The organism is Pelorhabdus sp. sgz311002, assembly GCF_056134285.1.
On the sequence record NZ_JBWBCL010000015.1, the window covers coordinates 64761 to 90640 of the forward strand.

The 25880-nt window shown below is 39.0% G+C and carries 24 protein-coding genes, 1 tRNA gene and 1 riboswitch; of the genes, 4 read left to right on the forward strand and 21 right to left on the reverse strand.

All coding sequences use genetic code 11. The features are described 5' to 3' along the window. Window positions 1-153: 153 nt before the first annotated feature. The gene (locus AC0NJP_RS16905) at window positions 154-999 is read right to left on the reverse strand and encodes a hypothetical protein (RefSeq protein ID WP_474039780.1); all 846 of its coding nucleotides are present in this window, start codon (window positions 997-999) and stop codon (window positions 154-156) included. A gap of 180 nt (window positions 1000-1179) precedes the next feature. Between AC0NJP_RS16905 and AC0NJP_RS16910 the strand changes: the two genes are divergently transcribed. Next, window positions 1180-1458: a hypothetical protein gene (locus AC0NJP_RS16910; RefSeq protein WP_474039781.1), complete on the forward strand. Its 279-nt coding sequence runs from the start codon at window positions 1180-1182 to the stop codon at window positions 1456-1458. Between the two features lie 111 nt (window positions 1459-1569). Next, complete coding sequence (locus AC0NJP_RS16915; protein WP_474039782.1) at window positions 1570-2160, forward strand: DNRLRE domain-containing protein; 591 nt, start codon at window positions 1570-1572, stop codon at window positions 2158-2160. Between the two features lie 176 nt (window positions 2161-2336). On the opposite strand, the gene AC0NJP_RS16920 is transcribed toward AC0NJP_RS16915, so the two are convergent. The 4 genes from AC0NJP_RS16920 to AC0NJP_RS16935 form a co-directional block, all read right to left on the reverse strand. Further along, window positions 2337-2729, reverse strand: coding sequence for a hypothetical protein (locus AC0NJP_RS16920; protein ID WP_474039783.1), 393 nt, complete (start codon window positions 2727-2729; stop codon window positions 2337-2339). A 314-nt stretch (window positions 2730-3043) separates the two neighbouring features. Next, window positions 3044-3120: transfer RNA gene (locus tag AC0NJP_RS16925), tRNA-Arg, on the reverse strand. Between the two features lie 86 nt (window positions 3121-3206). Then, entirely contained in the window at window positions 3207-4187 is a 981-nt protein-coding gene (locus AC0NJP_RS16930) for an alpha/beta hydrolase fold domain-containing protein (RefSeq protein ID WP_474039784.1), read from the reverse strand. A 24-nt stretch (window positions 4188-4211) separates the two neighbouring features. Next, window positions 4212-4706, reverse strand: coding sequence for a phenolic acid decarboxylase (locus tag AC0NJP_RS16935; RefSeq protein ID WP_474039785.1), 495 nt, complete (start codon window positions 4704-4706; stop codon window positions 4212-4214). Between the two features lie 116 nt (window positions 4707-4822). Between AC0NJP_RS16935 and AC0NJP_RS16940 the strand changes: the two genes are divergently transcribed. Continuing rightward, window positions 4823-5362 carry a PadR family transcriptional regulator gene (locus AC0NJP_RS16940; RefSeq protein WP_474039786.1) on the forward strand — a complete coding sequence of 180 codons (540 nt, stop codon included), beginning with the start codon at window positions 4823-4825 and terminating at the stop codon, window positions 5360-5362. Window positions 5363-5443: 81 nt separating this feature from the next. Here AC0NJP_RS16940 and AC0NJP_RS16945 read toward each other — a convergent pair whose 3' ends face one another. From AC0NJP_RS16945 to AC0NJP_RS17015, 15 genes are all read right to left on the reverse strand, one after another. Continuing rightward, window positions 5444-6109 (reverse strand): hypothetical protein, encoded by a 666-nt coding sequence (locus tag AC0NJP_RS16945; protein ID WP_474700527.1) that lies wholly within the window; start codon window positions 6107-6109, stop codon window positions 5444-5446. Between the two features lie 44 nt (window positions 6110-6153). Then, the gene (locus AC0NJP_RS16950; RefSeq protein WP_474700528.1) at window positions 6154-7011 is read right to left on the reverse strand and encodes an AraC family ligand binding domain-containing protein; all 858 of its coding nucleotides are present in this window, start codon (window positions 7009-7011) and stop codon (window positions 6154-6156) included. A 150-nt stretch (window positions 7012-7161) separates the two neighbouring features. Further along, window positions 7162-7368, reverse strand: a complete 207-nt coding sequence (locus AC0NJP_RS16955) for a hypothetical protein (protein WP_474039790.1) — start codon at window positions 7366-7368, stop codon at window positions 7162-7164. Window positions 7369-7457: 89 nt separating this feature from the next. Beyond that, window positions 7458-8027, reverse strand: a complete 570-nt coding sequence (locus AC0NJP_RS16960) for a hypothetical protein (protein ID WP_474700529.1) — start codon at window positions 8025-8027, stop codon at window positions 7458-7460. Window positions 8028-8154: 127 nt separating this feature from the next. Further along, window positions 8155-10002 (reverse strand): APC family permease, encoded by a 1848-nt coding sequence (locus AC0NJP_RS16965; protein WP_474039792.1) that lies wholly within the window; start codon window positions 10000-10002, stop codon window positions 8155-8157. 386 nt (window positions 10003-10388) lie between these two features. Further along, complete coding sequence (locus tag AC0NJP_RS16970; protein ID WP_474039793.1) at window positions 10389-11711, reverse strand: L-cysteine desulfidase family protein; 1323 nt, start codon at window positions 11709-11711, stop codon at window positions 10389-10391. A 158-nt stretch (window positions 11712-11869) separates the two neighbouring features. After that, the gene (locus tag AC0NJP_RS16975) at window positions 11870-13585 is read right to left on the reverse strand and encodes a methyl-accepting chemotaxis protein (RefSeq protein ID WP_474039794.1); all 1716 of its coding nucleotides are present in this window, start codon (window positions 13583-13585) and stop codon (window positions 11870-11872) included. 304 nt (window positions 13586-13889) lie between these two features. Beyond that, window positions 13890-14666, reverse strand: coding sequence for a Na-translocating system protein MpsC family protein (locus AC0NJP_RS16980; RefSeq protein WP_474039795.1), 777 nt, complete (start codon window positions 14664-14666; stop codon window positions 13890-13892). A gap of 408 nt (window positions 14667-15074) precedes the next feature. Continuing rightward, window positions 15075-15419, reverse strand: a complete 345-nt coding sequence (locus tag AC0NJP_RS16985) for a GNAT family N-acetyltransferase (protein WP_474039796.1) — start codon at window positions 15417-15419, stop codon at window positions 15075-15077. A gap of 25 nt (window positions 15420-15444) precedes the next feature. Then, complete coding sequence (locus AC0NJP_RS16990; protein WP_474039797.1) at window positions 15445-18483, reverse strand: efflux RND transporter permease subunit; 3039 nt, start codon at window positions 18481-18483, stop codon at window positions 15445-15447. Next, window positions 18480-19589, reverse strand: a complete 1110-nt coding sequence (locus AC0NJP_RS16995) for an efflux RND transporter periplasmic adaptor subunit (RefSeq protein ID WP_474039798.1) — start codon at window positions 19587-19589, stop codon at window positions 18480-18482. Before AC0NJP_RS16995 ends, AC0NJP_RS16990 begins: the two co-directional genes overlap by 4 nt. A 129-nt stretch (window positions 19590-19718) precedes the next feature. After that, entirely contained in the window at window positions 19719-20339 is a 621-nt protein-coding gene (locus AC0NJP_RS17000) for a TetR/AcrR family transcriptional regulator (protein ID WP_474039799.1), read from the reverse strand. Window positions 20340-20587: 248 nt separating this feature from the next. Then, window positions 20588-20797, reverse strand: coding sequence for a hypothetical protein (locus AC0NJP_RS17005; RefSeq protein WP_474039800.1), 210 nt, complete (start codon window positions 20795-20797; stop codon window positions 20588-20590). Window positions 20798-20809: 12 nt separating this feature from the next. Next, window positions 20810-22105: an Nramp family divalent metal transporter gene (locus AC0NJP_RS17010; protein ID WP_474700530.1), complete on the reverse strand. Its 1296-nt coding sequence runs from the start codon at window positions 22103-22105 to the stop codon at window positions 20810-20812. Between the two features lie 243 nt (window positions 22106-22348). Then, window positions 22349-22524: riboswitch (M-box (ykoK) riboswitch) on the reverse strand. Window positions 22525-22770: 246 nt separating this feature from the next. Next, on the reverse strand, window positions 22771-23649 hold the full coding sequence (locus AC0NJP_RS17015) for a LysR family transcriptional regulator (RefSeq protein WP_474700531.1): 879 nt from the start codon (window positions 23647-23649) through the stop codon (window positions 22771-22773). Window positions 23650-23810: 161 nt separating this feature from the next. On the opposite strand from AC0NJP_RS17015, the gene AC0NJP_RS17020 reads away from it, so the two are divergent. Continuing rightward, window positions 23811-24209, forward strand: a complete 399-nt coding sequence (locus AC0NJP_RS17020) for a hypothetical protein (RefSeq protein WP_474039803.1) — start codon at window positions 23811-23813, stop codon at window positions 24207-24209. Between the two features lie 69 nt (window positions 24210-24278). Here the strand turns inward: AC0NJP_RS17020 and citF are convergent, their stop codons facing one another. Beyond that, window positions 24279-25829: a citrate lyase subunit alpha gene (citF, locus tag AC0NJP_RS17025; RefSeq protein ID WP_474039804.1), complete on the reverse strand. Its 1551-nt coding sequence runs from the start codon at window positions 25827-25829 to the stop codon at window positions 24279-24281. Window positions 25830-25880: the final 51 nt, after the last annotated feature.

A 25880-nucleotide genomic window follows, 5' to 3' on the forward strand; every position in this document is an offset into this window, starting at 1 on the left:
CCTTTTCTAATTGCGGTCAATTCTGTTCTTTTTGGCAAACCAGGGAGCTTTTAACGTTGTATCTACTTTTTCCCAAAATAGTAAAGACCTTTGAGGTCGCCCTCAAAGGTCTTTACTTTCATACGGTAATACATTAATAATAATTCAATAAGATCAATTCAACTCTTGGTATATCTTTTTAACACAGCCAAAATCATTCACAATGCTCTGTAACGTATTTAATTCGTTCCCTTGAAATCGTCGATTAGCAATATCGACTGTCTGAATCATAAGATCTATAGCAACAATCAATAATTCGATTTTCTGACTTGCACGCTCTATTTCCCACTTCAATTCATACTCAGCATCATCAGATTCACTGGCCAGCATCTGTGATTTAAAATTCCATTTATGATAAATATATCTAAGCGATTCGCTTGTAGTATGTTCGTTTAAAACATCGTGTTTTTGCGCATCAATATCATCACTCACTTTATCAATGATATAACTGATCGTGCCTCCCCACGACGAATGAAACCATTTTCCTTTTGGCAAGGCTCTTTCTTCTAATTTGCGTCTAACAAGTTTACCATATTCATGCTTAACAAATCTCACGCAATGTTCTTTTAGTTTGTCCATAATCAAATTCTCTTCTTCTTGTGTCACGAGAAATCCGTTTAATATTTTCTGTTCACATAAGCGAAGCTTATCAATATATTGATAAGCAATCCACTTTTTAGAGTACTCTTTATCAAGATCTGAATAGTATAAATGCGCCATAGTCTCAATCATTCTACTTACGATTATAGCTACAGAATGAAAATAGTGACCCTGATTAAGTGTCAATGCTAACACAGAGCTAAAATATTCATTTTGTCTCTTTAAAAATACAGCAGCCATAATATCATCAGAATCACGCTTATCCTTAAGTCCATTAGAAAACTCTACTGACGATTCATTAAGCTCTGCACCTAGTTGCAATAGTTTCTCTAAAATAAGCGACAATTTTTTATCATCCATTTTATCACCCCATCACTACTATTTTATACGAAAAACAAAAAAAGACCAGCTAAATATTCTCGCCTAGGTTACATTGTAAAAATCGAACCTTGTCACGACGAGTTGTAATCACCTTCTACTTTACGATACATATTATGGAATGTAGGAGAATTATATCCTACTAAAAGGAGGAACTATATTATGGCAGTTGGCATTACCAGCATTCCCTTTTCACTTGCCGATTCTAACAATGAAGGCTTAGGCGTTCAAGTTACAGTAACTAACGGTAACGCCTCTGGCGGAAACGCCCTAACGTTTTATGTTACTCAAATTTATGAGGGAACAAAAACGTATTATTATTCAGAACAGGTCTCTGCATTAGCTGCAGGAGCATCAAAAGACTTAACTCCCTTATCTCTAGTTAATGAAGCAACCTATGATCCAACAAAAATGCATGTATGTATTGCATTCTCTTCATAGCAAGTTTTTAAGAGAACTGGTTACTCCGGTTCTCTACATAAATTTATGTAATTCATCTCCACTTCCTCTTACTCAGATTGGTTGTAAGGAATATTCTGAAGGAGTGGTCGTATGGCAGTAATAACTATTTCAGCCAATAGAAGTCTCACTTTATCTAATAAAATGCCACGAAGTAACATAAATAGTACAGAGCTTATCGTAGGAACAGACAGGACGTATATCTACTACAGTTATTTGTATTTTGATCTTAGTTCCATTCCCTGTGATATACTTTTGCAATCAGCCGAATTAGTGCTATTCAAAACATCAGACTTCTTTTCCTCACCATTTCCGAAGTTTATCATACATCCGCTGCTAAAATTATTTAGCAGTTGTTCGACCTATGAAAATAATAGTACAATAAATTTCAATCCAAAGCTACAGCAGGAATTCTACCCCTTTACGCCCGCTGTAGCCATTGAGATAAATATTACCCCACTAGTAAATCAATGGATACATGGGACTTTAGTCAACCGCGGTATCGTAATTCAAAAGGAGAAATACTCTAAATCACCAGTAATCAATCTATTAACTCATACTACTTTTGGCTCCGCATTCAATCCTGATCGAATGCTTATCCCCTTTATCAGAATAACCTGTAAACATAGTTTGTGGCCATCAACTATAACATACAAAGCGACTCCTATTCCATCCAGTTCATAACAGCAGTGAAAACACTCGCTCCGTAGATAATTGCACTTCATTTACCAATACATAAAAATGGCAAGGTTTCGAAACCTCGGAAACCCTGCCATTACTAGTTTTAAGTTAGTGTGAATGTACCATAGATTTACAATAAAAGAGTAAATAACCGTTAAAAATAAGTTCTCATGAAATGACTAATTCAATTTTGCAGGATCTCCTTCCGGTTTCAAAAAAGGCTTTCCGTCAATAGCAATATTGCTGCCAATAGCAAACTGGCCTAAATGCCTGTTCGCCAATTTCCTCAAGCCTTTTAGGAATTCTTCGGGCTCCTCAATTTTTTCTGGCCTTATCATGATAAGCATTTCCTGCGAGAAACCGCTTTCCAAGCGTCCCAGATTTCTATTTATCAAGGCGATAGCTTCAACCAATTCGCGAGCTTTTTCAGCGTTTCCAGAAGAAACAAGACCCAAAAGCTGTTTGTTTAATTCGGCAAGACCCTTTTCTACCTCTTCGGAATTAAAGCTATGACTATCTTCACCGCCTTCACGCTTCGTTCCTAAATCCTCCAATATGTCTTTAATATCCAATAGTAGCCCCTCCAACTAACAAATTTATCCTGTATCTATTGTTCTTGAATTCTTTCGTCTTCCCATATACAGAACTCGATAAAATTTCACGATATAAATTCTCTATCGAAATGCATTTCGAATTGCATCCCATCCCTATAAAGGGTATTTTGTCTCTCATGATAGCACCGCAATTATCAAATAACAATAGATAAAGCAGCTAGTTTCTGTATTCAGAGCAAGCTAGAACTAAGCATCAGCCCCACATTCCCAGCATATAACAAAAACGGCAAGACCCCGAAATCTCGGAAGCCTTGCCATTACTAGTTTTAAGTTGGTGTGCCTGGCAGGATTCGAACCTGCGACCCACGGCTTAGAAGGCCGTTGCTCTATCCAACTGAGCTACAAGCACAAGTCGCATAATTACGACTTATTTATTATAGCATAGAGATATGTTAAAAGCAATATTTAAATTAAATATTAACCATCAGCCTCATGCTATTTTAAATGCTCATCAAAAAAATGAATTATGATATTCATTACTTCCGGCTGTGCCCAATAAATTCCGCCATGTTGCGCACCGTGCACAACATATCGAGTTGATTCTATGCCATGAGCAACAAGAGATTGATGCAAAATCTCTGTTTGACTGGGAGAAACAACCGTATCTTTATCACCATGCATCAAAAGAAATGGTGGCGTTTTTGAAGAAATGTAAGTAATTGGATTGGCGGATTTAGCTTTCTCTTGATTCGCTAAAACCCCACCGTCTTTTCCTGTAAATACTGGGCTCCCATTAACCCATAAGGCTTCTGTAGCCCCGGCCGATTTATGATAATTTTGCACTTGCTGTGAAAAATCATCTCCAACCTTTGTCAAATCTGACAAACCAAATAAATCAACAACTGCCTGAACATCGCTCGTGTGATTCAGATTATCGCCTTTATCAAAAAGTCCTGTACCGCTAGTCGTTCCAGAAAAAGCTGATAAATATCCGCCAGCCGAACCACCCATAACACCAATTTTATCAGGATTAATATTAAATTGCTCAGCGTGAGCTTTCAAGTAACGAATTGCAGCTTTTACATCTTCGAGCGGCTCGGGAAAAACGGCTGTAGGCGCAACGCGATAGGTCATACTTGCCACAACATATCCCGCATTTGCCAGATCCATCCTCTGCTGTATAAAGCTATCTTTGTTCGCGTTAATAAACCCGCCGCCTGTAATGAAAAGAATGGTTGGCATTTTTCCATTCTTTTCTGGTTTCAATATGTCCATTTTCATTGCGACATTATCATAACCGCGCATTGGCACTTGCTCATACACAACATTAGAAATTAATTTAATAAGAGGTTTTTCAATAACCACGCTTAAGTTCTGACTATCCATTCCCGCGGGCGCCGCCAAAAGATTTCCGGAAAAACCAACTACTAAAAAGCTAGAAATAACTAAAGCTCGCCATACACTGCTCCAATTCACACTTTCTCTTCCTCTCTTTTATATTTAATTTTGCCGTGTTGTATACCCTGTCGGCAGCTCGCTTGGCGCACATTGAATGACTGAATTATTATCAGCGCCGCATTCTTCAATAAAAGTAATGGTAGCAAACTCATCAACCACCATTTTAGGATAAGTTGGACCCTGATCACGATATTCATTCATTTTTGCCAGATGCTCATTTTGATAACAAACCGTCTTGGTTGGATCTTCAGCAACCCATGCCGGGAAGAAAATCGTCCCATGAATTTTACGAGTGCTCAAATTAAAAGCTAGACTTACACAAGTCCCTGTCGGTTCATCCCAGGATACCTTATATACATTTTCTCCTAGAGCTACAATATAAGCTGTTTGATCAGTAACCCAGCGTCCGCCTACGATACCGCTATGAATCCGATAATCAACAGTATTCTCATTTTTAACATAAAATTCATATTGCCAACCATTATCATATGTGTAAATGAAGTGTTTCCCAATTAAGCTTTTCAATTCCTTTTCCATAAAACCATCTCCCTATCAATATATAAATTATAATATGTATGTTTTTACATGTTGTAATTTATATATTGATTATATATACTAAATTTTAGATAGTCAAGCAAAAGGAGTCATTTTATATGAATATATTAAGTTATGCCATTTTAGGATTAATTGATAAAGGAAAAGTAACTGGCTATGATTTAACCAAGATATTCAATGACAGTGTGGCTGATTTTTGGAGTGCGAATCAGAGTCAAATTTATCCTGAGTTAAAAAAGCTAGTCAGCGCTGGACTTATTGAGTATGAAATTATAATCCAAGGTGAAGCTTTAGAAAAAAAAATATACACGCTCACCGCTACAGGCAAACAGGCCCTAAATCAATGGATGCTAGAGGATGAACCGCCGTTGCCGCAAAATAAAGATGTGTTCAAGCTGCGCATGTATTTTGCCGAACATCTAAGCAAAGATCAATTAAAAGAAAAGCTACAAAGCCGCCAAAAAAAGTGCTGTCAACTGTTAAGTCGTTATAAACAAAAAATGAGCGAATATGATGGTGAAGAAATCACACCAGAAAGACTAGGCGACTACCTGCTTTTACGCGGAGCAATGGCACAATTAGAAGCCCAAATTGGCTGGCTTACGGAATCATTAGCCTATATTTCAAACATAGAATAAATATCTTGATAAAATTTATAATAAAGATTTTTATAAAAAAGGACTCGGCACACGCCAAGTCCTTTTTTCATCAAAACCCATTTACTTAATAAATTCAGTTAGCATAATTTGTGCTTGAGGCGATGCAAGTTGAAGAAATTCATAAATATCATCAAAATGAGCTTGCACCACCGCTTGTGAAATTCCCGCTGGCGCATAAATAGCAAATAATGCTTTATTGGTTTCTAATTCAATTCGCGTTCTATCATCTGGTCCGTAAATAATAGAAGATATAATTCCTTTCTGATCAGAAAGCATCATATCACCAGGCTTTGTCCTTTGTTCTTTTCCGCCAATCCCGAAGTAGCTTTCTTCACCTTTAGCCACATCTAATATTAAAGGAAAACTCAGGGCTCCATAGTCATGCCCAGCCGTTAAAAGTCCATTTTTTACTTCTGCCATAAACATAGCTTCTACTGTCGCGGCTACAGAAGGAATCTTTTTCGCTTTTAAAGCAATTGATTCGATTTGCTTCATAACATGATACGTTTTTTTATATCTCTTATAGTAGTCGCTGTAAATAGGAATCGGAAAATGCTCGCGAATAGCCTCCGTTGACTGAAATAGAGCCCGTAGCTCTGATTCTATCTCTTGTTTTTTCTGTTCTAAAGCCTCACAGAAAGATATATTTATCAAGTTTTCTACTACTAAAACCGCCATCATGGACCCACTATAATCTTTTCTCCAAGCATCTGTAGCAATTACCATAATACTAACCCCCTATTTATATCGGCCAAAACCAAATAAGCCTTTTACTTTATTGTAAATAATCCGGGGGATTTTTCTTGTATGATCTTGCTATAATTTTTAGGAGTGATACCCATAATCTCCTTAAACTGTCGTGAAAAATGACTTTGATCGGTAAACCCCATCGCCTGCGCAATAGAAGCTAAAGATAAACCACTAGCAAGAAGTTCTTTAGCTCGTCGAATTCGCACTTGTTTAAGATATAGATGTGGCGGCAACCCAATCGCCGCCTTGAATAAACGAATTAAATAAAAAGGACTAATCTGTACTAGTGAGGCTAACTCCTGCAACGAAAAGTTTCTTTGATAATTCTCCTCAATATACTCTCGAACTAAACGAATTCTAGGCATTTCTTTCCCTAACCGTCTTACCGGAACTGTCTCTCTGCCATAACGAGAGATAAATTCTGTTAGCATAATAAGCAATAGTGAATCCTGTTCTAAAAATGTTAGAGCAGACTTTTCCAACAAGAAATGGAACTTTCTTATAAACATAGCTAAATAAGGATCTTCAATAACTCCCGCTGCAAAAAAAGGAAGTGTATTGATTTTTCCTGACAAATCATAGACAGCTTGTTCTAAAAGCTTCGGCTGCAAATAGAACATGCGATAAGTCCAGCCCGCTTCTGTTGCAGCAAACCCGTCATGAGCTTCGCCGGGATTAGCCAAATTAATACAGCCACTAGCCGCAACTAGACTTTCACCATGATAAGAAAATCGTAACGCTCCTTGCTCAATGACACCAAAAGCAAAACCATCATGAAAATGTTTGGAAAAATTCTGCTGTACATAAGTTGCATGAAGTAACTCTAAGTTTGCTAATTGCGGCACAGTCCAAAAATTCACGCTTTCCTTCTTTGTCATACTCATCCTTCCAATCAACCGTAACAAGACTTTCCTTTACTATAAAACAAAAGTCTCATCGTGAAAAGTTTATATAGTATCAGATAAATAAAAGAGCACTTCTTGACAGCTCTATGAGCCTAAAGAAGTGCTTTCATCATCGTCTTGATTTTAAAAAGATGTCCTATTTCTTGTCAGTTTTCCAGCAGGCCAACAAGGAGATCCTGGCGACCGCTTACAAACCTCGGCAATATTAAGAAGTTCAGACGTCCAAAAAACAGGTTTTGTTTCAGACTTTACTTGATTCCAAGCAAAAATGCGAAATCCAGAATAAGCGCCTAAAAGTAAAGTTGCAATATACAATGAGGTCATTTCCATAATCTACAACCTCCTTCAAAATTCTCTTTTTTCTATTATACCACACATTTTCGCAATTGATAACAATTATCTTTATTAATTAATTATTTTTATTGTTCTAAGTGGAAATGGTTTACGTAAGGGTGCCAACCGATCTCGCCAATTCGAATTAGTTTATGAGAAATTGGCTTACCATCTTCAAATAATTCAAAATCAACATATTGAGCATTTTGCACTTTAAAGTTCAATCCATCGGACTGGCTGTCGGTATCAAGCCGAAAGCGAATTTTTTTATTACTATTCATTCTTTCGGAATTCCCAAAGCTTATGCGTTCATCACCATTTCGATTCGAAAAATCAAACCAAAAATGGTTCTTACCATTTTCCGTAACGTCATAATAATCGCCACGTTCTAAATTATGACCTCTTACATGTAAAAAATCACCGTCAGTGCGAATCATACCAGTAAATACGTGCCTTTCTCCCGGTCTTGTCATCGTCCAAAGATGAAAGCCTCTGTCATCCTGCCAAATATAGTATCCTTCGGGGCCACCAGAATAAAATTGCACTGGCTTACCCCAAGCATCTACATCCGCTTTTCCTGTCCAGGCAAAGGCAGTGCCGGTCAAAACTACCATGCAAAGCATCATGATCGACAAAAGAATTCCTTTTCTCTGCATCGTCTGTCCCTCCTAAATATAACGAATCATTTTTATCAATTTTAGTTTACAGTAAATTTGTGACAAAAAAATGACAGAGATAGCAAAAGCTCTTTGGCATTAGGCCAAAGAGCTTTTATTAAAAAAACTATTCTTTTAAATGAAATGGAACGGTTGTAACGATTACGTTTTGACGCCAAACAAGCATATTGCGTAAAATCAATCCTGTTTGATTATGCAAGAGACGATGCCAAGATTTTCGCGTTTCAAATTCAGGAATTAAGACCGTAATATAATCGTCAGGCTCTTTCTTACTTTCCACCTTATCAATAAAGCGAAGCAACGGCCGCATCAACAGCCGATAGGGCGAATGAATCGTGATGAGTTCTACACCGGGATTCCATTTACGCCACTTTTCCTTGATCTTCTTTTGCATCTCTATATCATCGGAAATATGAACTGCTATAATATTGTCGCCAATCATTTTTGCATATTTAATGGATTCATACACAACGCGCGTTGGTGATGAAACAGGGACAATGACAATATGTTTTCCTTTAGGAAAAACAGTCGGACCTTCCTCATAGCATGCTTCTGGCAAGTGCAATTGATCTGCAATACTATTATAATGAGCCTTGATTTTTTTAAACAAATAAATCATCATGGGAATAAATAATAAAATTAACCAAGCACCATGAATAAACTTAGTAACAGTAATAATAACAACGACAAGCCCTGTCGTAATCGCGCCTAAACCATTCAAAAAAGCCCGAATTTGCCAAGCACTGCCTCTTTCCCTAAACCAATGAACAACCATGCTCGTTTGAGCAATCGTAAAAGAAATAAAAACGCCGATAGCATAAAGCGAAATAAGTTGATCTGTATTCCCGTGAAAAACAACAATTAATAATGCTGCCGCTATGGTTAGTAGCACGATGCCATTGGAAAAAGTAAGTCTTTCACCTCTAGTAGCTAAGTATCGCGGCATGTATCCATCCTTCGCAATAATCGAAAGAAGAATAGGCAATCCATTATACGCTGTATTAGCAGCCAAATAAAGAACTAGCATAGTAGTAATTTGAATATAAAAGTAAATATAAGACCGGCCAAAAATACTTTCTGCCAACTGTGACATGGCTGTCACTTCAGGAATTGGTAAAATGTGATTTTGCATAATTAAATAAGTAATACCAATAAACATAAAACCAAGAATACTTGCCATCCAGTATGTCGTAACCGAGGCATTTTTCGATTCCGGCGCTTTAAACATAGGTACACTATCAGCGATAGCCTCAATCCCTGTCATAGAACTACAGCCATTAGCGAAAGCTCGTAAAATAAGCAAAATCATGCCAAAATCAAGCTGCTGCTTTGCAGCCGATTCAGGCGGTAGAACAAACATGTCGCCAGTAAACGCTTTCCAGGTACCAACTAAGATCAAAACAGTTACACCTGCCAAGAAGGCGTAAGTAGGCACAACAAAAGCGTTGGATGATTCCCGAACACCGCGCAAATTCACTAACATTAAAAGACCAAATAAGACAAATAAATCAAGTCCTACTATGTGTTCAGACAGAAATGGAAAAGCGGAAACAATGGCTGCCGTACCTGCTGAAACACTCACCGCAGCCGTCAGTACATAATCGGAAAAAACCGATCCTGCTACAATCAGCGCAGGCATTTCTCCCAAATTCTTCTTAGCAACTGCATAAGCGCCACCGCCTGTTGGATTCGCTTTAGCAACTTGAACATAAGATAAAGCAACGATTCCCAGTAATAGTAAGATAGATAATGCGATCGGCGCCATGTACCCATAAGCAATAATCCCAGGTACTGACACTAACATAAGCATAATCTGCTCGGGACCATAGGCAACAGATGATAAAGCATCTGATGAAAAAATCGAAAGCGCTTTCCATTTCGGCAGCCTTTCGTGAGCCAACTCCTGATTATGAAGTGGTTTACCTATAAGTATCCTGCGTAATTCCCGTATCATTCAATTATAAGCCTCCTGATTATAAAACCTGCTCTTTTACAGCCTAAGTCGTGTTCAAAGACCAATTCCTACTGTGTTCTTATAATATGTCCCGCAGCCAGACTTTTTCTTCATGCTTTCTTCATAGTATGAGTCACAGTAACGACATGGAATATTGAGCATTATAGCAAAATGAGAATCAGATAGCAATATCTAACAATACCATCTCCTTGACAAAAAAAGTACTCTTTCTGCAAAATTCACTCTCTATCCTTATTATATAATGGAATTTTTTTTTTGAAAGCTATAATTTACAGCTTTCACGATAAAAGAATCGTGTTTTTACAATAGCATCCTAAAATAAAAAGAGAGTTCGGCAATCGCCAAACCCTCCTTTTGCCTATTCCTTAATTGACTTGCTTGTTTAACATAATTTTTAAAATCTGTCCATCAGTCTGAACCATTCCTTGCGAAGCTAATTGACCTAGATTGGCAATAGATTGATCCACATCTTCAGCAACAATGCCATCACTACTAGTAACTCGCGTCCCCTCTAAAGCCAAGAGTACTGCTTTATAAGCGGCTGTAGCTGAAGTGGAAACTTTCATTGCACAACTATTAGAAGCTCCGTCACAAATCATCCCAGACACATCGCCAATCATATTAGAAATGGCCATACTAACACTATCAAAGTTGCCATCTAATAGCCATGCCATCCCAGCTGCAGCTCCCATGGATGCCGTCGTTACAGCACAAAGCGCCGAAAGGGTAGGCAATTTATCATGAATATAAATAGCCATCAAGTGAGACAAAATCAAAGCCCGCGTGAGTTTCTCACGATTAGCGCCTACATGCTCAGCCACTACCACGACAGGCATAGTTGCCGCAATTCCCTGGTTGCCTGATCCCGAATTCGTCATAGCTGGTAATGCAGCTCCACCCATTCTCGCATCAGATGCCGCTGCTGTACGCACAAGAATCTTTGTTAACAGACTATTGTCCATCAAACCTTTTTCAATGTTTCTCTGCATAGTAGCGCCAATACGCAAACCATAGCCGCCTTTCATCCCTTCCTTGGACAAAGACTCATTTAAACTAGCCGCTTCATAAATAAAATCAATCATCGTTAAAGGCGCTGTTAAAGCAAATTCAAAAACATCTTGAGCCCGAACGCCGCTTAATGAATAAGAGCTTTCCTTATTTTGGTCTTTATCGGCAGACGCCTCAAACACAACCTCGCCATTTTCTTCAATTCTCACCACGTTCGTATGTGTATCAGCAATGCATACTTTTACCCATTGGTCGCCATGAAATAGTTTTGCCTCAGAGTAAAGGATATTAGGAACATCGGCCACCGAAATTTGAACTTGATTATGCGCTACCATCGCTTTTCCGGCTGTGACTTGCTCTGGTGTAAGGCTTTTTAATACTTCTAATTTTGCTTCAGGATCACCACCCAAAGCACCTACAGCAGCAGCAATTAATAAACCGGCCGTTCCTGTTCCTGGTACCGTAACGCCCATGCCGTTTTTTAGTAAATTAGCAGAAACCTTCGCTTCAATTCGCTCAACTGGCTGGTTCAAACGCCGAGCGCCAATAGCAGCGGCTAACGCCAACGAAATAGGCTCCGTACATCCTACTGCCGGCACCACTTCATTTTTCAAAGCTTTAACAAAAGAATTCCACAGGGGATTTTCTACTAAATTCATATTTTGATTCAATTTTCTCACCTTCCATTTATGAAGCTTGCTTATCAAATGATTAATGCAAAATTCATGCCAAGGAAAGAAGTGCGAAAAACCATTAATTCGTCCCCTTATTTATCACTATAATTTGAGAAATGATAATTTTTTTTGAGAAACTATGAGAAATTTTCCAGTATAGACCGTTAAATCTGGAATCGTACCACAGTTGCTTGGAGATCTTGCGCCAGCTTCGCAAGATTCTGACTTGAAGCGGCAATTTCTTCCATCGACGCGGATTGTTCTTCTGTTGCTGCCGATACTGACTGGGATTGTCCAACGGCAGTTTTGCTATATCCATCAATTTCTTTCATTGCTGCAACAATTTGTTGACTGCCACCAGCCATCTGTTGCATCGCAGCCGAAATATCTTTTACTTCTGAAGCAGCATCTGCTACCATTTTTGCGATTTCTTTAAAGGCCTCCCCAGCAGTAGTAACAACCTCGGAACCAACCTTAACCTCGCGGGTACCTTCGGTCATCGCGAGTACAGCTGTATCAGTATCCCCCTGAATTTCTCCAATTAAATCAGCAATCTGTTTTGCTGCTTCCTGTGATTGTTCTGCTAATTTTCGAACCTCTTCCGCAACAACGGCAAACCCTCTCCCTTGTTCACCAGCTCTCGCTGCTTCAATCGCAGCGTTTAACGCCAACAGGTTAGTTTGCCCAGCAATTCCAGCTATTGTATCAACAATTTGCCCGATTTCCTTGGATCTTTCTCCTAGCTTTGCTACGACTCGCGCTGAATGGTTAACGGTCTCTTCAATATGTACCATTTGATTAACCGCTTTCTCAACTGATTTAGTTCCTTCTTTCGCCGATTCTACGGCTCGTGAGGTACTGCCAGCTACTTGATTCGCACTGGCAGCAACCTGTTGAATTCCTGCAGACATTTGTTCTGCCACAGAAAAAGTTGCATCCACAGCCTTTAATTGTTTTTCTGCACCAGATGCTACACTAGCAATTGAACTAGCCACTTGAGTAACTCCTTGAGCTGACTGATCTGCACTAGCGGTTAATTCTTCTGACGACGCCGCCACTTGCTCCGCCGAGTTGTTAACTTGTTTTAAAACCTGACGAAGGTTACTGCGCATGCTAGCCAAAGCATCGGCAACTTGACCAATTTCATCTTTTCTACTGACTTTACGAACTTTTTCACGAAAATCACCACTAGCTAATTCACTGCAAAAGGCTACCATCAATTGTAACGGATTTGCAATCATTCGACCAATGAGCCAACCACTCACACCAAGGATAATAAACGCAAGCACAATAATGCCAATTAACAACTGTATTGATCTAGCCTCAGCTGCTTGAACATTTGTATTCATCTTATCCGCCAAATCTTGAATATATAAAGTATAATCGCGCATAGCGCTAATGTATTCATTAGCTCGCGGCTCTAAAGTCGTTACATAAAGAGCATAGGCTTCAGCATTTTTATTTTGCATACTAAGTTCGATAATAGGCTCTCTAGTTACACGATATTTTTGTTGAGCCTCTTTCACTTTAGCAAACAATTCATCGGATTTTGGATCAAAATGCATCTGTTCTATACTCGCCATATTCTTGTTGATAGCATCGGCGCGACCATCAATTGATTTTTTCAATTCACGATTTTTAGCTTCATCGGTCGTTAGCATTAGCTCTAATACATTGCCATTGGCAGTTCTTATAAAAGAGGCTATTTCTACGGAAAGCCGTACAGGAATCAATCGCTTCTCATACATAATTGCTATATCTTTACTAGCTTGCTGTAAATAATAGTAACCGGTAATCCCTACAATCCCCAAAGATACGAAAGCAATAGCAATTAAAAAACTTAATTTCATCCTCACTTTTAAATTAGTTAGAAAATTCATTAGTTCCATTCTCTCCTTTTAATTATTTTTGGTTTACACTTTCGATTCCATCATAGCGACGAATTCATAGCACTTCCTCTCGCTCCAAAAGAAATTTTTAATAAATTTACAAAAAAATATACGCTTGCACATAAAAGTACAAGCGTATATTAAACAGCTTCGCATCTAACGTTCTGCCTAACTTGCTATAAAAAAACTATGAAACTAAAAACACAAGACTACGTCTAAATACAATGCAAGCATAATTTACACTATATTCCTTAAAATATATCATAAAATATTTCTTAAAAATATAGCTTCTAAATTAAGCGGACATTGCATCTAAAAATTTTACCCATTCTTCTTGTGATAGGTGTGATAATATAATCAATTTATCTGCTTTTTTATCAAAATAAATAAATGGATTGTCTATAGCTGTATTAAAATACTTATTAAGAATTTGTTCTAAAATGGTTTTCGCTTGTAAAACAAGCATATTTTCAATAAAACAAGCTTCTTCCCTATCTGTATGTATCATGTATTCAAAAAAAGGTGTCAGTAAACCTGAAATCATAATAGTAATAAATTGATTATCTAAGATAGCAACTGAAATATGCTCGGGTCCATACCTATTTTGTCTACTAAAAAATGCCGAAACTTCGCCGGTAAGCTTTAATTCTAATGAATTTTGGTGGGAATGAAACTTTTTAAAAATAGGTTTTGCAAAGAAGATGTAAAAAAAACTATAAATCATATTCTTATAAAAAGTTGGTGGAAACAAGTAATAATAGTCGATATTACACCCGTAAAATTCCACTTTGCGAGGAATACTAATTTTTTTCGCTAAATCAAATATTGCGGGGTAATATTCTTGATAAATATGATTCTTACCATATTTATCAATATTTTGCTGTTCCCATTTTGTTAAATTACTAGCGACAAATCCAATTTCAACGTTTTTTCTTAGAGCAATAAACCGGGTAGAAACTAATTTAGGGAATTTGAGACTATCGCATAATTCATTTGTATGCTTTTCATCATATTCCAATAAATTTTTTAATGTTTCCTCATAAGATAAATGATTTATTATGCGATTATTCATAATTCCCCTAATACCCTATATTAATTATCTAATATCTAAAATTAATTGCTAAAATTTCCAAATAATATTCTTTTAAGTTTCGACATATTCTTTTTAAACCCTCCTATATATTTTATAATAGGACAAAATACCCAAACAACAATGATTATACCCGCTTTTCTGAGTTTTTTTGGATCAAATCTACAGTATAAATTCTAGAGATTTTTAAAAATTTTGACTGATCTTGGGTTTCCATTTATGCCTTTTCTCAAATTTAAAGAAACTCCATTTAAAGGATTCTGTAGCTTTCATAAATTTCACAATATGAAAGCCGCATTTATTAATGTAAAAATCAATATTCAGTAAAGCTGCTGTCGGTGTTACCAACTCCCAAAGCTCAATGTTTGAGTAAAATTCTTCAATATAGTGCTAAACCCGTTGTCCAATTCCCTTACCTTGATAATCCGGCTGAAGTCCAAAAAGCACTAATTCACCGCTATGACTGGCATGATTGAAGGTGATAAAAACTCCGCCAATGACATCCTGATTATGAGTAATTTTATAAGCTACACCACAGCTGCCCAAAAAGTCTGCTGCCAAAAGCTTATCCTCTTCTTCCGCCAACATAGTTTCAGCGTCTTCCCCTAGTACCGCCAGCATCTTTTCATTGAGTAAGGTAGACTCCAGGGTATGATAGATAACTTTTTCTACTTCACCAAACTCTTCCCGTCTCACTTCGCTTAAAATAATTTCATCAAAAATATTCTTTTTCATAGTTCAATCCCTCTTTCTATCATCTTCATGAATCTCGCAACTTCCAATCATGAAACAGCGAATAAACGACAGGAACAACAAATAGAGTAAGTAGCGTTGATGTAATCAGGCCGCCAATGATGGCATGCGCCATTGGGGCGCGAGCTTCCGCACCGGGACCAACGCCCAAAGCGATCGGAAGCATACCAAAAATCATAGCTACACTAGTCATGAGTATCGGACGCAACCTGATACGTCCGGCAGCTACTAAAGATTCATTACAGGAATTCCCCTTTTCGATATGGTGCTTCGCAAAATCAATGAGGAGAATAGCATTTTTGGTAACGAGCCCCAAAAGCATCATAATCCCAATTGCTGAAATCATGCTAAGATCACTGCCAGATAAAAATAAGCCAAGCAAAGCGCCAATGATGGCTAAAGGCAAAGATAGCATAATCGCCAAGGGTTCGCTGTAGCTTTCAAACTGCGCCGCCAAAATCATAAAGATAAAGGCAATCGCCAGTGTTAACGCAATTCCCATACTAGAAAAAGACTCATCCATATCATCGGATTCGCCAACAGCACTGATCTGATATCCCACAGGAAGTGGCATATCTTGTATATCACCATCCAGTTGATTGTTAAATTCACCGAGAGTCGTTTTCTCTAAATTGGCAGTCAGGCGAATTTCTTTTTGCCGATCATAACGATTAATTTCAGCAGGACTTGTCGTGTATTTCCACTCGGCAACCTGAGACAACGGGATCAGCATTTTTTGTCCATCAGTTTTTATTTTTTCACTGGGAACATAGATATGGCTCAAATTGCCTGGTTGACTGCGATCCATCGCTGTCAACCGCGCACGAATATCAATCCGCTCTTCACCATCGCTGTATTTTCCAATAACAGCCCCGCCTAGCAGCGTTTGCAAACTCGTACCAATAGTAGCAGTGGAAACGGATAAATCGCTGGCTTGCTGTGATTTAATAGAAACATTTAAATTGGGCTTACCAGGACGATAGCTCGAAACCACATCTTGCACCCCAGCTATATTTTCGATTTTTTTCTGTAACCGAGCAGCAATTTCACTCAGCTTTTCTACAGAGTCGCCAGTCACAGAAATCGCAACAGGTTTACCATCGCCTTGCTCAATATCCACTCTGATACCAGAAATACGATTGAGTCTTTGACGTACTTCATTGATCATCTCCGCTTGACTCCGGTGTCGCTCATTTTTCGGAACCAAAGTTATAAACAAGCTCTGTTCTTCCTTAGTCGATATACCATAAACATGTCGAATTTCAGGAATAGTCCGAAGCTCCTCAATCATTTTGTTGAGAGTATTGGCTAACTCTGGCAACGTAGGCCCTTCCTGCATTTTTATTTTTACGGTAAACTGCGCTTGGTCGGTCACAGGAAAGAATGAAGATCCAAGATACGGGACCAACATCATGCTGAATAGAAATAAGGTCATTGCACCTAGCAATACTTTTTTTCGTTGCTTGTAAAGCAGTGTTTTCAGCACCACTGAATAAGCCTCAGCTAAGCAGTCGAACCAACCATTCCACTTTAGCCACCAAGCTTTCAGCCGACCTGAAGTATGCTGCTGTCCTACTGGTAGATATAAGGCTGCCATCATCGGCGTCAGTGTAAAAGAAATAAAAAGAGATACTAATACAGCCATAGCAATCGTTAGGCCAAATTCTTTAAAAAATTGTCCCACTGCACCGGACATAAAGCCGACAGGTAAAAAAACAGCAACTACAGTAAAAGTGGTGGCCATAACTGCCAAAGAGATTTCCTTAGTTCCTTCGGCAGCAGCTTGAATAGCACTCTTTCCCATTTGCCTATGACGAATAATATTTTCAATAACTACAACGGCATCATCAATAAGCAGCCCCACAGATAGGGACAATCCTAACAAGGACATACTATTAATAGAAAAACCAGCGAGTTTCATAAAGAAAAAAGTCGCTACAATCGAAACAGGAATCGCTATCGCGCTAATAAACGTACTCCGCCAATCGCCAAGGAACCACAGTACGACGAATACGGCGAAAAATCCGCCCATTATAAGATCAAACCACACTTCATGAATGGAGTCCTCAACCCGTTGAGCATCATCACGAACGAGATGCAATACCATACCCGTTGGCAAGTTCTTTTGAATTTTTTGTAATTCAGCTTTTACTTTATTCCCAACCTTTACGGCATTAGCGCCAGATTGTTTGCCTATTTCTAGACCAATAGCCGGTTGATTGTCGTAACGGGCAATCGTCTCAATGTCTTTGATGGTATCCTTAACAGTCCCAATTTGCCGATAATAGATGGGGGAGCCATTTCTGATACCGACGACAACATTTAGAAAATCCTGCGGATTTTTGAAGTTGCCTGCTGTACGTACTGATAATTCCTGCTTACTTGCACTGAGTTTTCCGGCAGGAACATCAAGGTTTTCCTGCTGTAACCGTTCCGTAATCTCCGGTATAGAAAGCGCGAAAGAAGTCATTTTCTCCTGATCTAGCAACAACTGAATTTCTCGTTGTTGACGACCTGATATCTTCAGTTGACCAATACCAGCAATCTTTTGCAAGCGAGGTTTTATTACGTCGTCGACAAAAACACTTAATTCGCGACTATTGGCGGTTTCACTTGTAAGTGCAACCGCAACAACAGGAGCCGCTTTCATATCAAAACGGGCAATAACTGGTTCTTTAATCTTGTCAGGCAGTTCACTACGAATTGCACTGATTTTATCTCTAACATCTTGAATCGCACTGGCCGGATCAATCTCTAGATTAAAGTCCACGCCAATTTCGGCTTCGCCCTCACGCGAAGTGGACCGAACATGTTTTACGCCTTTGGCTTCCCCCACTGCTTCTTCTACTTTTTGCGTTATTTGAGCATCAATTTGTTCCGGCTGCGCCCCTTCATAGGTAATAATAACTGATACATAGGGTAGACTTGTATCAGGCATTTCATCTACATTCATGCGAAAATAACTAACAGCGCCTAATAAAATAAGCGCCAAGAGGATTACTGTGGCAAAAACCGGGCGTTTAATACTAAATTCCGGTAAACTCATGGGCTAGCTGCCTCCTTCACTAACAAGGTATCGCCAGCTTTGATTTTATCTAAGTTATTGACGACTACAGGCATACCGGCCTGAAGACCTGCTTTGATTTCAATTTGCTCACCAATTAATTCGCCTATTTCTACCAATGTTTTTTTTGCTTGACCATCGACTGCCACATAAACATAATTCAACCCTTTTTGCGCTATAACCGCCATTCGCGGCACTACAAGAACAGCCTGCGACTCGCCTGCAATTAAGGCGATTTGTGCAAACATACCAGGCTTTAATAACTGATTCGGGTTATCTGCCTTAATTTTCACTCGAAACATACGACTTTCACTGCCTGCCACTGGATTGATGATCGCTATCGTTCCGGTAAAAGTCTGATTCGGATAGGCATCTACTGTAATAGTTACAGGAACGCCTGGTTTCGCTACAGCAATATCTTTTTGCTCAATGTTTACTACTACATAGACCTGGTCAATTTGTTCTACCGTTAGAAGAGCATTGCCTGGTGACACAACCTGACCAATGGTAACGGCTTTATTAGCAATTACCCCCGTCACAGGACTAATGATACTGCCGTCTTCCATTTGCTTTTGCGCATTATTCAAATTCGCATAGGCGTTATCGACTTCACTGCGACTAGCGATTAAACGGGCTTCTGCTGTTTCAAGTTGTTGCTTCGTCACAGCATTTTGGGCATAGAGAGTTCTATATCGTTCATAATCAGCCTGAGCTGTATTTAAGCTGGCCTCAGTTTGCCGGACATTGTTTTGTGCAATCCGAACTGCATTAGCCAGCTCGACTGTATCTAGTTGTAAAAGCATAGTTCCTTTCAAGACGGCTTGCCCATCTTCAACCAAGATCTGATTAATTTTCCCAGCAAAACGGCTACTAATCATAGCAGAAGTAATCCCCTCTACGGTGCCAGTTAAAGGTAGAATATTTGACTTTTGTATCTTTCTTGCCTCTGATGTAGTTACTGCTAGCGGCTGATTCATAATAACAGCTTGCTGCTGGACATTATAAATTCGCCAAGCAAGCATACTGACAAGTACGATTAGAATCAATATGATGATCCCGTTTCTAAACCGAAGTTTATTTCTTAGCATAGATATCCTCCTAATAGTTTGAAAATAAAAGCATTGCAATATTGACCCTGGTCAGTTATAAATCAAAAAAATATGATGACCCAGGTCAGTAACATTGCAAAAAAAGATGTTCTCTAATACAGGTTTCGCTTAAAAAGCCGACAGTTTAATCCTGCCTGCCTCGATTCCCAAAAGGTGTTCCAGTACTGACTCAGCGATCTTTTCCTTCGCCAAAAGAACGTCGGCCGCTTCTTCTAAATAGGCTGATTCCCACAAACAATCTAAGGTACTCCAAAAGAAAGCAGCTGTTTCTTTTATAGAATTTACCTGCATAGACCCTTCTTGATTTCCCTGTTCGATTATATCAGATAGAAGCGGATTGAAGATATTTTCAACCTGTTTCTGCCATGTCGTATACACTAAATTAAATTGCTTTTCACTCCATAACTTATCAATCATAATATCTATTTGTGTAGGAGCTGTTAACTGCGAAATAAAGAATTGCAATTTATGTAATGCCGTGAACTGACGGCTTTGCAACTGCACAGAGGCAACGAGTTCACTAGCCCAGCGCGTGCAAATCGCTTCTAAAATTGCTTCCTTGGTAGGAAAATAATAAAAAAATGTTCCTTTCGCCACACCGACTTGCTTTACAATATCAGCGACCATTGTTTTTTCGTAGCCATTAGAACAAAATAGCTCCGTAGCCGCATCAATCAACTCAATTTGACGTACTTCAGGATCTTTTCTAACTCTAGTCGTATCACTCACCTCTTCGGTTATATTTTCACGTTGACCCGCTAGTTTATCCCCTTTAGATCTTTAACAAGATAAGAAAGAATCTTATTGACCTTAGTCAATAAGATTCTATAGCAATCACGGCCTCTTGTCAATCAGAAGTAACACATTACAAATGCATCTCCCCCAAAAAACTCATAATAAATTGAAAACGCCTACTATACAATGAAAACCGTTATATAGCAGGCGTTACTCTATTAGTAACAAACTATAGGAAATACTTATATAACCCCAAGCTCATTGAGCGCACGGTAAAAAACAAGTCCTACCATGAAAACCAAGTACAACCGTAGAAAAAGTAACGACGATTTTACCATTGGACTCATCTTCATAAGTCCTAACCCTTCTAATTTGCATTTTTCTTCCGGCTTATCAAATAAAGGATGAACTACATAAAAGCTATTATTATTGTCATTTTCTTTACAAATCATTTTATCGGCCTCCTAATTAAACCATTCTGGTAATATAACTTGCACTGCTAAAGCTAAAGACAACCCAAATAAAACAAAAATCACCAGCCAGTTAATACAATTATTCCAACGTTTATTGACAAACTGTTCACCTAACAGTTCTTTGTCATTTAAGAGCAGCTGTAAAAATACGATGGCCGAAGGAAGCATCAAGCCAGCTAACACCTGCACACTCACGATGATCATTTGCAAAGGTGCGTTGGGGATTAAAACAATTACTGCCGCTGCAAGCACACAAAAGCCATAGACTAGGTAAAAACCAGGCGCTTCACTAAAAGGTTTTTGTAAGCTATGGGCTAAACCTTTCACTTCGCCATAAGCCCAGGCACTAGAAAGAGAAATAGTCGTTGCTCCTAATACAGCGGCATTAACCATTAAGACAAGTAAGCCATTTTTAAAAAGATCACCCAGAAATGGCGCTAACGCAATAGCCATTTTCGCTGGATCTTCAAAGGCAATACCATTTTCTAAGGCAAAGTTTCCCACAATCATCATGCAAGCAGCAATAAAAATAGTGCAGCACGCACCAATAAAGGTATCAACGCGAGCATGCTTTAAATCTGAAAACCGCAATTTCTTATCAGCAATACAACTTTGCTGAAAAAACAACTGCCATGGTGCAATCGTTGTTCCGACAATTGCAATAACTAAAAAAATATAATCAGATGTAATCGGCCCTGGCGGCAAAGTTGGTATAACTGTATGGTAAGCAACTACAGTCCATCCAGGCGACACAACCTTTGCCAAAAACACCCAGGATAGATCAAGTAAGCAGAGAACAATGGTAGCTCGCTCCCAATGCAAATAACTTCCCGTAAGTACTAAAACAATAAGAGCAATAGCTGTTACAGGCACTCCCCACAAAGGATTAACACCTAATCCTTCGAGCCCGAGATAAATAGCGGCAAATTCCGTAACTAACGTAAAAAAATTAACGAGTAAAAGATCAAATAAGGAAAAGGCGCCCCACCATTTACCAAACCGCTTATAAATCATCGCAGCATGGCCCTGACCTGTAGCTATGCCTAAACGAACAACCATTTCTTGCGTAAAGTAAGTAATTGGCAGTAATAAAACTAAAAGCCACATAAGATGCAGTCCATAGTTCGCCCCAGCCTGTATATACGTTGACACAGCACCAGCATCATTATCTGCAACCATTACAATAATACCGGGTCCCATCACCATCAAAAATGTCATGAGCCTTTGAGCCCACTGACTTTTGACATTTATGCCAATGGAACCGTTTATAACTTTTCCGTTTTGCATGGTATCCTCCTTGCGCCCTACTGTAAAAGAACTGGACGACTTATTGAATCATCATATTTTGTTTTTCCTGGGTAAACCATTCTCTTACTAAACCTAGGTCCACTCTCGCCATCCATTGTCGTCCACCTCCTTATTACAGAAAAAGCAAAGCACTTCTTTAAAAAGAAGGCTTTGCTTTTCATTGCGCAAATAGAATAAAAGCCTCCCTAATGGAAGGCTTTTTAAGCAACGTAAATAAACAGATTCCTTCCCCACTCGTTGAGTTTTAGCACTAAATAACGTAGAGCAAAATACAAAAACGCTCAGCCACATTATGTAAAACCTTAATCCGGTAATACCTGTTCTACCCATTGGCGTCTCTCGACATTTTTGGGCAGTGGCTTATGTTCATTTAGGAGCCTCACCTAACGAAGCTATTTAATTCTTGTTTAGACTAGCATAAACAAGTCCTCTTGTCAATCAATTACGATTTTTCAATGTATAACTATATCTTAGCCAATAAAATTCGCGAAAGCATCGGCGTATTTTGTTGGGTAAAATTCCGTAATTTTATAATCGGCAATATTTTCTTTGTAACATCTTGCATCTCCCCTTTACCTATTATTATAACACGAAAATGTATCTTTACATAAAATTGCCAATGCCTGCTCCTATTCTATAACGCTTTATTCGAATTTAACGCTCGGAAACATGAGCTGAATAAACCGTCTTGCTGGTAAAGACAGGGCTCGTTTTTCCAGCCAAATCAGGGATCGTTCAATCCGTAGCAAGGAATCTGTGACTTCCCAATATTGCAAGTTAGAAACTGCTATTAGTTTTAATGCTGATCGAGGAACCACTGCATAACCAAGGCCTTGCTCAGCCCAAACAAGCAAAGATCTCACATCATCGCCCCGGCAAAGAATATTAGGTATAAATCCATAGCGTCTACAACTTTTCACAATCATGGTTTCGTTACTAGAGTGAAGCAATAGAGGCTTATTCTTCAAATAGTCAAGATCAATTGGTGAAAGCACTGTACTTTCCTGTTCCTTTCGGCAAACAACAACCATTGGATCAGACGGTAAAGTCATATATACATAGTTCATTTTATTAAAATTGGAGCGAACTAGAGCAATTTCGATCATGCCTCGATTTAGTAAATCTAAAATTCTTTGTGTATTTCCTTCATAACACCGAAATGTTACCTTCGGATATTTCTCGTTGAACTTTTTAAAAAAGCTTGGCAAAAGTGTGACCCCAGCTGAAGCAATCATTCCGATTGACAAAGTGCCCTCTTCGCCATTCTGCAACGCTTTTAAGTCTGCTGACGTTGCGCGTAAAAACTCTAAAATGACTTCTGATCGTTTCTGTAATAGTTCCCCAGCAGCAGTCAACCTAACTGATCTGCTACCTCTTTCAAAGAGCTTAACACCAAGCTCTGTTTCCAACGCTTTCACTTGCTGACTCAACGAGGGCTGCGTCATAAATAAACGTTGCGCCGCCTTCGTAATATTTTTTTCTTTCACAATGGCCTGAAAATATTTCAACTGTTTTATATCCATAAAACTCCCACCCATAAAAATAGCCTATACTAAAAGGCTGTTTTTTCTATTTTTAGATTGCGCTTTTATTCATTATAATAAAAATAAAGAGTAAAACTAGCTCCTTAAGTATAAGTAATTTTACTATTTTTACTGATTTTTATAAGAAAGGGGAATTGATTATGTTATTAAACTATCTAAAATCAATTGAAGAAAAAGAAAATTTTTCTGCCCTGGCATTATATCTCATGAAATCAGAAGGACATTTTAACTACCCCCAAAAACTACTATTTGATTGTTATCTAAAAGAACTAGAAACGCCATTTCCGTCTAATTCCATTTTAGAGAATGACGCTATTTTAAACAAGCTTTGTCGCTTCTTTGAAAATCATCCGTACAAGGATATAGTTTATGCGAATTTACTACTTCTGGCACAAGTTGATCATACGGAAAAAGAAGATGAAAATACAACACTTACTTTTATTCAAGAAAAGCTTCATATTGATCTAGATACAGCATCGAAATATATGGGGGAACTCGCCATTATGCAAGGTGATTTTTTCCCTGATTATCTTGATTAAATAATAATCATAAAAAAACAAAGTCTCAAAATAGCTGAAATCCTATTTTGAGACTTTGTTTTTTTATGATTATTTTTCTACGGGACGACGGATGACATCGATAATCGTACCATCGCGATATTCTACCACACCAACAACATCATCAGTGACTTCAATTTCTTCCGGTTTGCCTGCCAATTCATAAGCTTTTGCCTGCAGTTCCTCAATGGAAACAATCGGCAGCGGCGCATGTTTCAGCTGATCCACTAGATCTGGGCGTTTCGGATTTACAGCAATCCCGCGTTCCGTGACGATTACGTCTACCGTTTCCCCGGGCGTTACGACGGTCTGCACGGATTCTTTAACCATCGGCAGACGGCCACGCAACAGCGGTGCTACAACGATTGACATTTTAGCGCCAGCCGCTGTATCGCTATGACCGCCTGAGGCGCCCATAATAACACCATTCGAGTCAGTAATTACATTGACGTTAAAGTCCACGTCTACTTCCGTGGCGCTTAAGATGACTACATCGAGATTATTCACAATTGGGCCGCCATTATACGGATTCGCATAGTACGACGCCGACATTTCTACATGGTTCAGATTTTTCTTAATCGATTCGATAGCCGGAATATCAAAGCTCTGCACATCGAACATCATTTTAAAGAGGCCTTCTTCCATCATTTCCGCAAATACGCCGGTCATACCGCCAACGCCAAAGCTGCCGACAATCCCTTGCTCTTGCATTTTGCTCTTGATGAAGCGGCCTACAGCCATGGACGCACCGCCACTGCCCAGCTGTACGGAAAAATCATTTTTCAGATAGCCGGAGTGTTCAATAATGCCTGCTGCATACTGCGCAATCAGCAATTCTTTCGGATCTTTCGTATAACGAAGCGCGCCGGAAGCGATTCCCGCAGCATCACCGATGCTGTCTACTTCGACGATGTAATCAATCTGCGTCTGGGGAATGCTGATCGGGAACAATGGATGATCCACTAGATGATCTGTAATCGCTACAACTTGATCGGCAAAAGCAGCATCTTGAATGGCATAGCCTAAAGAACCGCAGGCTGACTGGCCTTGTGTACCGTTAATGTTGCCAAAACGATCACAGGCTGGTGCGCCAAGGAACGCTACATCAATATGAATATCGCCGCTTTCAATCGCTCTGGCGCGACCGCCATGAGAACGAATATGGAGCGGTTTTTTCAGGTTTTTGTGGCCTGCTGTTAAGAATCTTCCCAGCTTGCCGCGGGCGCCGCTTGTTTCAATGGCCGTAATAACGCCTTGTTCAATGAATGGAATAATGGCGTCATTGACCGTACTCAAAGAGCTGGGCGATAAAGTAATATCTTTAATGCCTTTTTTAGCAATGGCTTCCACTACGCGATTTAAAATCTTATCGCCGTTACGGAAATGATGATGGAAAGAAATCGTCATACCGTCTTTTAAGCCTACTGCATCAATCGCTGCTTCAATGGACGCTAAAATTTTATTACTGCGCGGCGTCACGCTTCTCAGCTTCGGACCGCGTACAGAACCGGAAAGTTGTCTAGCAAACGGTCCTGCATAAAGTTCAAATGTATCAAATCCAGCAATTACACTGGGAATTTCTCTGCCTATTGCATTTTTCATTACGCTTTGCCTCCTTGTCCGGCCGCAGCCTGGGCATAAGCGAGCGTCCGC